This is a genomic window from Phenylobacterium sp. (assembly GCF_030651755.1).
GTDB lineage: Bacteria > Pseudomonadota > Alphaproteobacteria > Caulobacterales > Caulobacteraceae > Phenylobacterium.
The window spans coordinates 1-12,222 of sequence record NZ_JAUSBZ010000041.1 but is presented as its reverse complement, the minus strand read 5'-3'; the positions used below and the strand labels follow the sequence as shown (position 1 = coordinate 12,222).

The 12,222-nt window shown below is 66.0% G+C and carries 10 protein-coding genes and 1 pseudogene; 9 read left to right on the top strand and 2 right to left on the bottom strand.

Annotated elements, in window-relative coordinates; genetic code table 11:
* Nucleotides 1–533, bottom strand: a 533-nt coding sequence (locus Q7V15_RS03365; RefSeq protein ID WP_370689761.1) for a two-component system response regulator, incomplete at its 3' end; no start/stop codon positions are given.
* Nucleotides 534–667: 134 nt separating this feature from the next.
* Here Q7V15_RS03365 and Q7V15_RS03360 point away from each other — a divergent pair.
* The 3 genes from Q7V15_RS03360 (at nucleotide 668) to Q7V15_RS03350 (ending at nucleotide 3,843) form a co-directional block, all read left to right on the top strand.
* The gene (locus Q7V15_RS03360; protein WP_304753828.1) at nucleotides 668–1,441 is read left to right on the top strand and encodes an SDR family NAD(P)-dependent oxidoreductase; all 774 of its coding nucleotides are present in this window, start codon (nucleotides 668–670) and stop codon (nucleotides 1,439–1,441) included.
* Nucleotides 1,442–1,531: 90 nt separating this feature from the next.
* Nucleotides 1,532–2,671 carry a CaiB/BaiF CoA-transferase family protein gene (locus tag Q7V15_RS03355; protein ID WP_304753827.1) on the top strand — a complete coding sequence of 380 codons (1,140 nt, stop codon included), beginning with the start codon at nucleotides 1,532–1,534 and terminating at the stop codon, nucleotides 2,669–2,671.
* A gap of 218 nt (nucleotides 2,672–2,889) precedes the next feature.
* Complete coding sequence (locus tag Q7V15_RS03350; protein WP_304753826.1) at nucleotides 2,890–3,843, top strand: YihY/virulence factor BrkB family protein; 954 nt, start codon at nucleotides 2,890–2,892, stop codon at nucleotides 3,841–3,843.
* On the opposite strand, the gene Q7V15_RS03345 is transcribed toward Q7V15_RS03350, so the two are convergent.
* Nucleotides 3,800–4,048 carry a sulfurtransferase TusA family protein gene (locus Q7V15_RS03345; RefSeq protein ID WP_304753825.1) on the bottom strand — a complete coding sequence of 83 codons (249 nt, stop codon included), beginning with the start codon at nucleotides 4,046–4,048 and terminating at the stop codon, nucleotides 3,800–3,802. The genes Q7V15_RS03350 and Q7V15_RS03345 overlap by 44 nt on opposite strands.
* A gap of 123 nt (nucleotides 4,049–4,171) precedes the next feature.
* Here Q7V15_RS03345 and Q7V15_RS03340 point away from each other — a divergent pair, with 123 nt between their 5' ends.
* The 6 genes and pseudogenes from Q7V15_RS03340 to Q7V15_RS03315 form a co-directional block, all read left to right on the top strand.
* On the top strand, nucleotides 4,172–5,623 hold the full coding sequence (locus Q7V15_RS03340; protein WP_304753824.1) for an MFS transporter: 1,452 nt from the start codon (nucleotides 4,172–4,174) through the stop codon (nucleotides 5,621–5,623).
* A 100-nt stretch (nucleotides 5,624–5,723) separates the two neighbouring features.
* Nucleotides 5,724–8,246: an ATP-binding protein gene (locus Q7V15_RS03335; protein WP_304753823.1), complete on the top strand. Its 2,523-nt coding sequence runs from the start codon at nucleotides 5,724–5,726 to the stop codon at nucleotides 8,244–8,246.
* A gap of 126 nt (nucleotides 8,247–8,372) precedes the next feature.
* Nucleotides 8,373–11,381 (top strand): YdbH domain-containing protein, encoded by a 3,009-nt coding sequence (locus tag Q7V15_RS03330; RefSeq protein WP_304753822.1) that lies wholly within the window; start codon nucleotides 8,373–8,375, stop codon nucleotides 11,379–11,381.
* A 55-nt stretch (nucleotides 11,382–11,436) separates the two neighbouring features.
* Complete coding sequence (locus Q7V15_RS03325; protein ID WP_304753829.1) at nucleotides 11,437–11,613, top strand: YnbE family lipoprotein; 177 nt, start codon at nucleotides 11,437–11,439, stop codon at nucleotides 11,611–11,613.
* Nucleotides 11,614–11,622: 9 nt separating this feature from the next.
* Nucleotides 11,623–12,003 (top strand): YdbL family protein, encoded by a 381-nt coding sequence (locus Q7V15_RS03320; RefSeq protein ID WP_304753821.1) that lies wholly within the window; start codon nucleotides 11,623–11,625, stop codon nucleotides 12,001–12,003.
* A 16-nt stretch (nucleotides 12,004–12,019) separates the two neighbouring features.
* Nucleotides 12,020–12,222 (top strand): annotated as a pseudogene (locus Q7V15_RS03315) (deoxyribodipyrimidine photolyase); the annotation flags it as partial.

The window sequence follows — 12,222 nt, the reverse complement described above, 5'->3', positions numbered from 1 at the left end:
CCCACGACTTCGGCCCCGCCGCGAGCCAGGGCGTTGGACAGGGCCAGGAACTGCGGGGCCGGCTCGCCTATGGCCAGGATACGGAAGGGGGCGGGATCAGGATCCGCCGAGTCCAGGGCGCGATTCTTTTCGGCGAAGGTCTCCTGGCGGAGCTCATACTCCTCCTCGGCCACCGCCATGCGCACCAGATTTTCCAGCCGGAGCACCGCCTGGGCCGGGTGTAGCGGAGGCGCCAGAACGAGATCAAAGTCTCGGGCTCCGTCCTCAGGCTCGCCGATGGCCACCACGGGCAGCCGCCGCGGCGCGCAGGCGGCCTTGAGCCGCCGGGCGAGGGTCAGGGCCTCAGGGCCGCCGCTGCGCAGATCCACGATTGCAGCCTCGATCTGCAGGTCGGCCAGGGCGGCGATGCCGGCATAGGGACCGCGGGCGGTGATGGTGCGCCATCCCAGACGATCAAGCCCCTCGGCCAATGGCCCGGCCAGTCCGTCGTCTCGCGCGACAATCAGAACACGCGCCTGGACGCCTGCGGACATTCTCTGCACCTTTGACGCAACACACATTCCCCAGCTGGACGCCGGGGCGCCAGAATCGGGCGTTGGTGAAGATATCTCGCCGCAACAGCGCGGGCGAGGGACGAGGCGTCACGCCTCGGTGGGAGGCATAGCAGATGTTTGCGGACAACACCCTGGCTGGCAAGATCGCTCTCATCACCGGCGCCTCCGGCGGTCTGGGCGCGCACTTTGCGCGTGTTCTCGCCGAGGCCGGCGCAGAGGTGGTGCTGACCGCCCGGCGGCTGGACCTGATCACCGCGGGCGCTGACGAGATCAACGACGCCGGCGGCCGGGCCCACGCCAGAGTCCTGGACGTGGCGGATGCCGATCAGATCGCCCCGGTCTTTGCGGAGGTGGGGGCGACCATCGGCCCAATCGACATTCTCATCAACAACGCCGGTGTCGGTGGAGAGGGGCGGGCGCTGGACCTGACGCCTAAGGCTTGGGACCGCGCCTTCGACGTCAATGTCCGGGGGGTCTTCTTCTGCGCCCAGGCCGCGGCCCGCCAGATGATCGCCGCCGATCTCGCCTCCCGGGGCGGCGGTCGCATCGTCAATATCGCCTCGATTGCAGCCCACACCGTCCTGCCTGGCCTGAGCGCCTATAACGCCTCCAAGGCGGCGGTGGGCATGATGACCAAGTCGTTGGCTCGTGAATGGTCGCGTCACCAGATCGCGGTCAACGCCCTTTGCCCCGGTTACGTCGAGACCGACATCAACCGTGACTGGTTCGCCACGGAGGGAGGTCAGCGCCAGGTGGCGGGCTTTCCCCGTCGCAGGCTAATGGGCGCGACGGATCTGGACGCCGCCCTGCTGATGCTGGCGGGGCCGGCGGCTTCGGCGATCACCGGAACCTTGGTGACCGTGGATGACGGTCAGTCTCTGCCCTGACCCTCAGCTTGGCTGACAGCCCCTATTGGCTGACGGGGCGTCACGGCGCCTAGTTGGACCACAGCAGACTGCACAGCGGAGGAGATCGCCATGCGCCAGGGCCCCTTGAGCGGATTGAAAGTCGTGGAGTTCGCCGGCATCGGGCCTGGCCCGTTCTGCGGCATGTTGCTGTCAGACCTCGGCGCCGACGTCGTCCGGATCGACCGGAAGGGAAGGGGGCGGGCCTCGCCGGCTGATGTGACCAGCCGCGGCCGCCGCTCCGTCGGCATGGACCTGAAATCGCCCGACGCCATCGAGGCCTGCCTCAAGCTGATGGAGGGGGCCGATGCAATTTTTGAGGGCTTTCGGCCCGGCGTGATGGAGCGGCTGGGCCTTGGGCCCGAGGTGGCGCTCAAGCGAAACCCCAGGCTTGTCTATGGCCGGATGACAGGCTGGGGGCAGACCGGACCCTATGCCCAGGCGGCCGGACACGACATGAACTATATCGCCATCACCGGGGCGCTGGACGCCATCGGGACGACGGACAAACCGGTACCGCCGCTCAACCTGGTCGGCGACTTCGGCGGCGGGGCGCTCTATCTGGCGTTTGGCCTGCTGGCCGGCGTGATCCACGCCCGGGAGAGCGGGCAGGGTCAGGTGATTGATTGCGCCATGAGCGATGGTGCGGCCTCGTTGATGGCCATGTTCTACGGCTTCAAGGCCTCAGGTATGTGGAACCCGGGTCGGCGGAACAATCTGCTCGATGGCGGCGCTCACTTCTACGACACCTACCAGTGCAAGGACGGCAAGTGGGTGTCGATCGGCTCGATCGAGCCGCAGTTCTACGCCCACCTTTTGGAAAAGACCGGGATCACCGATCCAGCCTTCCAGAAGCAGATGGATCGCGGCGAGTGGGAGGGCCTGCGCAGGAAGCTCGCCGAGGTCATGGCGGGCAAGACGCGGGATGAATGGACCGAGATCATGGGGGGCACCGATGTCTGCTTCGCCCCGGTGCTGGACATGGATGAGGCCCCGAGTCACCCCCACAACTTCGCGCGACAGACCTTTGTCGAAGTGTCCGGAGTCGTGCAGCCGGCGCCTGCGCCGCGGTTTTCCGCCACGCCCGGCGCCATCCAGGGGCCCCCGCCGGCCATCGGCGCTCACGACGAGGAAGCTCTGGCCGACTGGGGGTTTTCCGCAACCGAGATCACCGCCCTCCGTCATGCGGGCGCGGTGAGTGAGGTCTCCTAAGTTTCTGAACAACAAGCAGAATCGCTGTTCAGAAGCCATTCAGCGCCGGCCCGGTAGCCTAAATCAAGGTTGGACGCCGCGCTCTCCCGTCCCTCGAAGCGGCCCAACCTGATGGCTGACACGCCCATCGACGACGCGTTTCCGGCGAACCCGGGGACGCGTCGTCACCTCTGACGGAGCGCTTGCGCCGAGGGGGTTTCCTTGATCAACGTGCGCACATGTCGATCCACCCGGAGCTGGACCGCTTGGACATTCGCCGATGGGAGCCCGTCCGCGCGGCCAGCCTTGGCCTGTCCACCGTGGGTCGGGCGCTGACGCGCCTGTGGGGACGGGACGTCATGCTCTATGTGGGCGGCACGTCCTTCTTCATCATGCTGGCGATTTTCCCGGCCGTGGCTCTGCTGATTGGCGCCTATAGCCTATGGGCCGATCCCGCCCAGGCGGAGTTTCAGGCTGAAGCCCTGGCCCGCCTCATGCCGACAGGCGCCCGCGACCTCTTCCAGGCGGAGCTGGAGCGACTGGCCCACGCCCCGCGCGACGCCATCTCTGCCCAGAGCGGTGTGGCCCTGGTCATCGGCGCCTATGCCGCCCATCGGGGGTTCAAGGCGTTGTTGGCCGGACTCTCCTTCATCCACGATGAACCCGATCCCCGGGGATTTGTCGGTTTCAACCTGATGGCGCTCGTCGTCCTGCTGGCCGCCGCTGTCATGATGGGCCTGGTGTCGTCCCTGTTTCTCGCGCTTCGGGTCGCAGCCTCCACCTTCGACCAACGCCCCCTGGCTGGGGTGTCATGGCTCTATAGCGAGTGGACATGGGCCAGCGCCGGCCTGACCCTGGGCATGAGCCTGATCTATCGCTACGCCATGTCCCGACGCACCGTGGCGTGGCCGGCGGCGATGTGCGGGGGCTTTTCCGCCGCCATGCTCTGCCTGTTCGCCTCCTGGGCCAGCGCCTTCTATGTGGAGCAGATCGCCCATCTGGGCGCGACCTATGGCTCAATCACCGCCGTCGTGGTGTTCCTGATCTGGCTGTCCTGGAGCGTAAATGCTGTCTTCTTTGGCGGCGCCCTGGCGACCGAGATTGAGATTCGACTGGACGAGCACCGCCGCCAGGCCTTGCTTCGTGATCTCAGGCCGCAGAGTCCCCGGCTGACCTCCCGACCAGAAAACTAAGGACTTCGCCTTCGGTCTCCTGAGCGAGAAGCACCCAATCCGTCCCGGTGACGAAGTGGGGCACATCAATGCGGGCGAGGGGGTCATCGGCCAGGAGCCGGACACTCGCCCCAGCGGGCGCGCGTTCCAAGGCGCGTCGCAAGCGCAGGGTCGGAACCGGGCACCGATGCCCGCGGGCGTCGACAAGGATTTCGGGCGGAGACATTTCGCCCCCATACCGCCGTGAGGCGGCCGGCGGAAGCATAGATAGCCTTTTCCACTCTGCGCCTGCGTCCACTGGACGGTCTCGCGCATTCGGTTTGTAGTTTGACCGATTGGAGGGGAGTCCATGGCCAGTCACGATGTCTTCGTCACCCAGGTGCCGGCGCGTCTCGACCGCCTGCCCTGGAGCCGTTTTCACTGGCTCGTGGTTACAGCCCTGGGCGTGACCTGGATCCTGGATGGGCTGGAAGTCACCCTGGTGGGCTCCCTGTCCCCAGCCATCGCCGGCCCGGACGGCCTGAATCTCACCGCCACGCAGGTGGGCCTGACGGGCAGCGCCTACATCCTGGGAGCCGTGGTCGGCGCCTTGACCTTTGGCAGGCTCACCGACCGCTTTGGGCGCAAGAAGCTCTTCACCGCCACGGTGTTCGTTTACATGGTGGCGACGATCGCCACCGGATTTTCCTGGGACTTCTGGTCGTTTATGGTGTTCCGCTTCATCACCGGGGCGGGAATCGGTGGCGAATACGGGGCGGTGAACTCGGCGATCCAGGAGCTGATCCCCGCCCGGCGCCGGGGCTTCACCGATCTTGTCATCAATGGCAGCTTCTGGCTTGGGGCGGCCCTGGGGGCCTTGAGCTCCATCTTCCTGCTCAACGCGACCTTCATTGATCCGGCCTGGGGTTGGCGACTGGCCTTCATCATTGGCGGCGCCATGGCGCTGATCATTATCTGGATCCGTCGCTTCATGCCCGAGAGCCCCCGGTGGCTCATGACCCATGGTCGGGAAGCCGAGGCCGAACAGATCATCGCCGAGATCGAGGCGCAGGTGGAGCGTCAGACCGGCCAGAAACTGCCGCCCCATGACACCTTGCTAAGTCTGCGGCTCGTGCGGCGTCCGCCGACCAAGTGGATCGAGATCGCCGCGACGCTGGTGCGGCGCTACCCCAGGCGCACGGTGTTGGGGATCGTGCTGATGGCGACCCAGGCATTTTGCTACAATGCGATCTTCTTCACCTATGCGCTCATCCTGACCCGCTTCTATGGGATCGCGCCGGCCAGCATCGGCTGGTTCATGCTGCCATTCGCCCTTGGAAACTTCATGGGCCCGCTGCTGTTGGGACGCCTATTCGACAGCTGGGGGCGAAAGCCGATGATCAGCCTGACCTACGGATTGGCGGGCGTACTCATGTGCCTCACAGGCTGGCTCTTCAGCGCGGGCCTGCTGTCTGCGCCAGCTCAGACTGCAGCCTGGACGGTCATCTTCTTCTTCGCCTCTGCCGGCGCCAGCGCGGCATATCTGACGATCGGCGAGACCTTTCCCCTGGAAATCCGCGCCGTCACCATCTCCATGTTCTACGCCTTCGGGACCCTAGTGGGTGGTGTCGGCGGACCGGTTCTGTTTGGCGCGCTCATCGATACGGGCGAACGCAGTCAGATTCTCTGGGGTTACCTCCTGGGCGGGGGTCTGATGATCTTGGCCGCTCTGGTGGAGATGAAACTCGGCATAGCCGCCGAGCGTCGGCCCCTGGAAGAGGTGGCGCCACCACTCTCCCAGGCCCCGGAGGATGTTCCGTGAGCAATCCCTAAACCGCGGCGCCGTGACGCACTGAACCTAAAGACTTCTGCTAATGAAAGACGGGTTATGAGAGTCTATCGCCTCGGGAGACGCGAATCTCATGAAGTCTCTAACCCGCCAGTTCCTCTTTGCCATTGGACTGACCACCCTGTCGTTGACGGTGTTGGCCGCTGTCATTGCAGCCCTCATCTTTCAGCGGGAGCTTGCCCAACGACAGGTCGCCTTCCTGGGCGACTATGTTCGGGAGCGTAGCCTCAATCTTGACCGACGCTTTGCTTCGCTGACCAGCATGCAGACCGCCGCCGCCGCCGAACTGCAACGCCGGACCGGGACGCTGAACGCCACTGAGGTTCAAACCCTGGCCGATCGCTATTTTCCGCTCCGCCCGGACGGAACGCGCCGCAGTCCCCCCGAGTATTACGATGGCGTCAAGCGCACTGATGGCGGCTACGTCTATGGCATGGGGGCCTTTATCCGCGACGCTGACGCGGTTCCCACCTATGAGCTTGCAGCCCTCGTGGCGAGTTTCAGTGTCGTGTCCGACTTTGGCCAGGCGGCCGGCGCAGACCTGGACAACTTCTACTTCTTCACCCCCAACACCCGCCTCGTCATGTTCGGACCCAAGCGGCCCGACCGTCTGCTCTTCTACCGACAAAGCGCGCCGTCCGACCTCGATGTGAGCGGCGAGGAGATGACCCTCATCTCGCTGCCGACCAACAATCCGCGGGGCGAAACCCGCTGCACTCGATTGCAGCGGCTGGTTCAAGAGGCCGATCAGATTCCTCGCCTGGGCGCCGCCTGTCTGACGCCGGCCTATGTGGATGGACGCTTCGTCGGCGCCTTTGGATCGTCCATTGAGCTGACCGGATTGTTCATGAGCGCGGTGAGCGAGACCCTTCCGGGGGCGAGCGCCCTGATTATCACCCGCGAAGGCAATCTGATCGCTGACCCGGCGTTTGGTCTGGGAGGAGGTCCCTCGGAAAATCAAGTCGAAGCGCTGGAGAAGCGCATAGGCAGCCACGCCATCGCCGAAGCGATCAAGGTCCACCCTCATCAGTTTGGCGTCTTGGAAAGCCCCGATGGCAGGGCCATCATCGCCTTTGGGCGCTTGAACATGGCCGACTGGAACTTCCTGGTGGTCTATCCCAAGCGCGCCTTGATGATCAGCGCAGCGCGGTCGGCTGCCTGGGTTCTGCTGTTGGGAGCCGTCGCCGCCATCCTCCAGACCCTTCTGGTGATCTATCTCGCGCGTCGTCACATCACAGGCCCCGTGAAACGCCTCGCCGAGTCCTGTGATCCGGATCTGGCGCCTCCCTCCCGGCGCAGACTCGCCGAGGATGAGGCGCGCCAGGACGAGATCGGCCTTCTGGCCAGAGCCCTGGGGGCGGAGCGGGCCAAGGCTGAAGGGGCGCGATCAACGCTCGAGGAACGGGTGCGCCATCGCACCGCCGAACTGGAGCAGGCCAATGCTGAGAAGTCTCGGTTCCTGGCCAATATGAGCCACGAGCTTCGCACGCCTCTGAATGGCGTGATTGCGATATCCCAGACCCTGAGTGAGCGACAAACCGATCCAAAAGATCAGGAGCTCGCCGAGCTCATCGTCTCGTCGGGTCGGTTGCTGGAGCAGGTTCTCACCGACATCCTCGACTTCTCGAAGATTGAGGCCGGGCATATCGAGCTGGCCAGCGAAGCCTTTGACATGGAGGCGGTCGTTCGCCGGATCGCCGAGCTGCATCGGGCCGCCGCTGAAGGTAAGGACCTGTCGCTGACGTGGTCCGTAACGCCTGAGGCTCGGGGCGGCTTTCTGGGCGACCCTGTCCGCCTGACGCAGGTATTGTCCAACCTCCTAAGCAACGCCGTCAAGTTCACCCAAACCGGCGGGGTCAGCCTGAGTGTGGCGGCCGCTGGGGATGATCTGACATTTGAGGTGCGTGATAGCGGCATCGGCTTTGGCGACGATGTTCGAACTCGGTTGTTCAAGCGCTTTGAGCAGGCCGACGACTCCATTCGGCGTCGGTTTGGCGGAACGGGTCTGGGTCTGGCGATCAGCCGATCCCTTCTGGACCTCATGGGCGGCGACATCGCTGTCGAGTCCGCGCCAGGGGCGGGGTCTGTCTTCCGCGTGACGCTCCGCTTTCCCAGGGCGCAGGTTGCGCAATCGGCTGAGGAAGGTGTTGAGAAAGAAGCTGGTCTGCTTGGTGAGCTCCGGATTCTCCTGGCGGAGGATCATCCGACCAATCAGAAGGTCGTCCAATTGATCCTGGGCTCGGTCGGCTTGACGCCTGTCGTGGTGGAGAATGGGCAGGAAGCCCTCGATGAGATCGAACGCGCGCCTTTCGACGTGGTGCTCATGGACATGCAGATGCCGGTCCTCGACGGCCTGAGCGCCACGGCGGAGATTCGTCGCCGGGAGATCGCCCTTGGGCTCCGCCGCACGCCAGTCATCATGCTGACCGCAAACGCCCTGGAAGAACACGTCAAGGCCGGCCAGGCGGCAGGGGGCGACCGCCATCTGTCAAAGCCGATCCGCGCCGCCGACCTTTTGTCGACCATCGCCGCGGTGACCCAGGCGCCAGGTGATTTCGCCGAAGCCCCGCAATCTGGTCACAAGGCTGGAGCTTAGCTCGGGACCTGCGCATTATGTTCCGGACCTCCTGTGACCCAGCCTGTTTCACCAGACTCCTCCGCGGCACGCCCCGCGCCAGCGTCCGCGCCCCGCAGAGGGCGACGGAGGATTTGGCTGTGGGCGGTGGCGGCGCTGATCCTTGTGCTGATCTGCGCCCTGGCGTTGGCCTATGCGGCTCGCCGCGCCCTGGCCCGGGACGCTCTGGTGGGCTGGCTGGAGAGCCGCGGCATCGAGGCCGAAGCCAGTTTCGAGGCCCTGGGCCCCCGGGGTCTGGTCGGGCGGCTTCGTATTGGCCCGGCCAGCGCACCGATCGTCACCGCCGAACGCGCTGAGCTCTCCTATCAGATCACGGGGCCCTGGCGCGGTCGGGCGTTCGGTGTGACGCTGGATCAAATCCGACTGATAAATCCCGTCATTCATGTCGGCCTGACCCCTGAGGGGCCCAGTCTCGGGGCGCTCGACCCACTCATCGCCGAATTCCGCTCGCGACCATCCCGCGATGATGCGCCGGCGCCTGAGATCATCGTCAGAAACGGGCGTCTTCACCTGAGTCACGAGGGCGGCGTGGCGACGGTCCATGCCGATGCGCGGCTCGTCCAGGGGGTGCTGGTCGCCCTGACCGGTCGGCTTGAGCCCACGCGCGTCGCCGTCGATGGGGTCGTCCTGGACCTTGGTGAGGCCCGGCTTGGTCTAGTGACCCGCGACGGGCGAACAAGCGCCAGTCTCGCGGCCGCCCTGGTGTCAGGGCGCCTCGGGGGGCTTGAGGTCGGTCCCGGCGATCTGTCGCTGGCGGTGGCCACGCCCTATCCAGACCTGGCCGCGAGAGCCGGGAATGGACCGGTCATCGCCATAGCTGTCCTGGAAGCCGACAGCGTCACCGTCGCCGAGGGCGCGGCGCGCAAGCTCCGCCTCGAAGCCAGCTTTCGCGGCGCAGCGGCGGGCGCTTGGGACCGGTTGGTGCTGCAAGGCGAAGGCGCAGCAAGGGTGATCTCCGCCTCCGGTGAAATGGGCGAGGTCAAGTTCGGCGCCGTGGAAGCTTCCGCCCAGTCCGGCGACCTTGCCTGGCGACGTGGCGCAGACGGCGGTGTCTCCGGAGATGTCGATGGCAGCCTGTCAGGCCGCGACATTGCGACCGGCGGCCTGAGTCTCGGCCGCTTGAATGTCAATCTGGCGGGCCCGTTTCGCGCCGATCCTTCCGGCATGACAGCTCAGCTCACCGGCTCGGTCAGCGCGGTCGGCGCCTGGAGCGGGCTCGGGGCCGTCCGCAATGACGACGCTGACACTCTGGCGGCGATCAAGCGGGCCGCCCAGGGCTTCACCCTCAGCGCGCCAGACCTAGGTGTCGTCGCCGAGAAGGACGGGCTTCGGGTCGACCTTCGACGGCCAGCCCTTCTGACCGCGGCCGACGGCGGGCAGGTGACCGTCAGCCAACACCGCGCCGGCCCGCTGTACCGGGGGCGCAGTGGGGCGCTTTCGCTCAACATCGCGGGGGGCGGCCTGCCGCGGGTGGAGGCCGGCGTGTCGAATTACCGCCTGACCGAGGCTGGCCTAGACGCCCAGACTGAGGTGTCGGTCGCGACGGATTTTGGGCCCATCCGGGGGCTGGAGACCAAGGCCACCGGCCAGTTGACCTATGCCAAGGGCCAACTGGCCTTCCGACACCAGGGATGCGCCCCGGTCGTCATGGGCAGATTTGAATCGGGCGAGACCAGCGTCGAAGCCATCCGACTGGATCTTTGCCCTGGCGCCGAGCCGCTTCTGACGACCAGTGGCGGTTTGTGGCGTTTGAGCGGCAGGGTGCGCGACGCCACCGCCAAGGTCCCGTTCCTGCAGGCCGAAGTCGAGGGAGCAGGGGGCGGAGTCGCCCTTGGCGTCGACCAAAGCGGCCTGTTTCTCCAGGCCGAGATCTCGGCCGCACGCCTGACCGACGCGGCGGAAACGGCGCGGTTTCATCCCCTCAGCTTCCAGGGAACGGCTGGGTTGAGCCGCAATCAGTGGCGCAGTGAGCTCGAACTTGAGTCCCGGATCACAAAGGTCGCGGACCTTGTCCTGACTCATGATGGCGCCACCGGAGCCGGCCGGCTGCAGATCGAGACCGGCCGTCTGGAATTCTTCGAAGGCGGCCTGCAGCCCGCCGATCTCTCCCCTCTGGCTGAGGTCATCGGTCCGCCGGCGCAAGGCGCTGCGGAGTTCTCTGGCGGCTTCCAGTGGGGTCCGGAGGGCGGCGGCAGCACGGGGCGGCTGACCATTCACAGCCTTGATTTCAATAGCCCGGCCGGCGCTGTGCAGGGCCTCGCAGGTCAGATCGACTTCATCAGCCTGGCGCCCCTGGAGACCGCTGAGGATCAGCGGCTCGACGCCCAGGCCCTCCAGCTGCTGGCGCCGCTGACTGCGCCGCGGGTGACCTTCCGACTGTCCGGGCAGAGCCTCGACCTCTCCAGCGGCGCCGTGAATGTGGGGGGCGGGACTGTCCGCCTGGAGCCGATGACCATTCCCCTGGATCCCACTCAGTCCTGGCGAGGCGAACTCATCGTCGAGGGGGTTCAACTGGCGGACCTTGTGCGCGAAACGCCATTCTCAAATCGCGTGGATCTGATGGCCAAGGTCAGCGGCCGACTGCCCTTCATCGCTGGCCCCGATGGCGTCCGCTTCGTTCAGGGGCGGCTTGAGGCGATCGAGCCTGGCCGGCTGTCGATTCGGCGCGCCGCACTGACCGATGTCAGCGCGTCTGGCGGCGGCGCCGTCGCACAGACTCCGGGCCTGGGGGAGGCCCAAGCGCCTTTGCCGCAGGCCGAGGAAACCAATACGGCTGTGGAGTTCGCCTACCAGGCCATGGAGCACCTGGCCTTCGACTTGCTCGACGCCGAGGTTAACAGCCTTCCTGGCGGCCGCCTTGGGGTCCTGTTCCGGGTGCGGGGGGAGCACAATCCGCCGCAGCGCCAGGAAATCCGTCTGACTCTCGGCGAGCTGATCAGCCGCGACTTCCTGAAACGGGAGTTGCCGCTCCCCTCCGGAACCAAGGTGGATTTGACGCTGGACACATCCCTCAACCTGGATCAGCTGTTGGCCGACTATGCCGAGTCCCAAGCCATGCGTGGTTCAGGCGAGGTTCAGCCGCCAAAGCCAGAATGAGCCCCGAGAACCGACGACCTGAGGAGCCGCCATCTTGACGACCACAAAGAGACAGATCACCGGCGCGTTCTTGGGCGTCGCCGCACTGGCCGCCGGCCTTGGCGCCTGCGCCCCCACGGTGCGGGTCCAGATTGACCCCATCACCATCTACGCAAAGCTGGACGCCGATGTGCGTGTGCGCCTCGATGAGGACGTCAAGGCGCTGATCCAGCAAAATCCGAACCTGTTCTAGGGGATGCTCATGACCCGCTTCAAACATCTGGCTCTCGCCGCCGCCATCCTGGGCGCCGCTGGCGTCGCTACCATTGGCCTGACCGCAGGCGTCGCTATGGCCCAGACAGCGCAGGCTAAGGCTCTGGTTGACGCCGCCAAGGCTGAGGGCGTCGTCGGCGAACGCATTGACGGCCTCCTGGGATTCGTCACCCCCTCGTCCGACCCCGCCCTCGAGGCGGCGGTCAATGAGATCAATTCCGGCCGCCTGCAACTGTATCGCCAGGCCGCGGCGCGCAATGGGGTCACGGTCGAGGCTGCCGGGGCCTCCGCCTTCACCGAGGTGGTCAGCTCCCGTCTGCGGCCCGGAGAGTTCTACCAGTCCACGGCGGGCGCCTGGGTCCGGAAGTAGGCTTGGCGAACCGTCCATGACGATCGCGTCCGCACGCGTCCGCACGCTGAAAGACGCGCCGGAACACCCCGATGGTCGTTACGTCCTCTACTGGATGCAATCGTCGCAGCGGGCGGACTTCAACCCAGCCCTGGAGTTTGCTCTGGAGGCGGCCAACCAGCGGAACCTTCCGTTGCTGGTCGCCTTCGGGCTGACGGACGACTATCCCGAGGCGAACGC

Bases quoted from the DNA above. Each gene is read 5' to 3' on its own strand.
- Q7V15_RS03355 (WP_304753827.1), top strand. From the start codon at position 1,532: ATGCGCCAGGGCCCCTTGAGCGGATTGAAAGTCGTGGAGTTCGCCGGC.
- Q7V15_RS03360 (WP_304753828.1), top strand. From the start codon at position 668: ATGTTTGCGGACAACACCCTGGCTGGCAAGATCGCTCTCATCACCGGC.
- Q7V15_RS03320 (WP_304753821.1), top strand. From the start codon at position 11,623: ATGACCCGCTTCAAACATCTGGCTCTCGCCGCCGCCATCCTGGGCGCC.
- Q7V15_RS03345 (WP_304753825.1), bottom strand. From the start codon at position 4,048: ATGTCTCCGCCCGAAATCCTTGTCGACGCCCGCGGGCATCGGTGCCCG.
- Q7V15_RS03335 (WP_304753823.1), top strand. From the start codon at position 5,724: ATGAAGTCTCTAACCCGCCAGTTCCTCTTTGCCATTGGACTGACCACC.
- Q7V15_RS03350 (WP_304753826.1), top strand. From the start codon at position 2,890: ATGTCGATCCACCCGGAGCTGGACCGCTTGGACATTCGCCGATGGGAG.
- Q7V15_RS03340 (WP_304753824.1), top strand. From the start codon at position 4,172: ATGGCCAGTCACGATGTCTTCGTCACCCAGGTGCCGGCGCGTCTCGAC.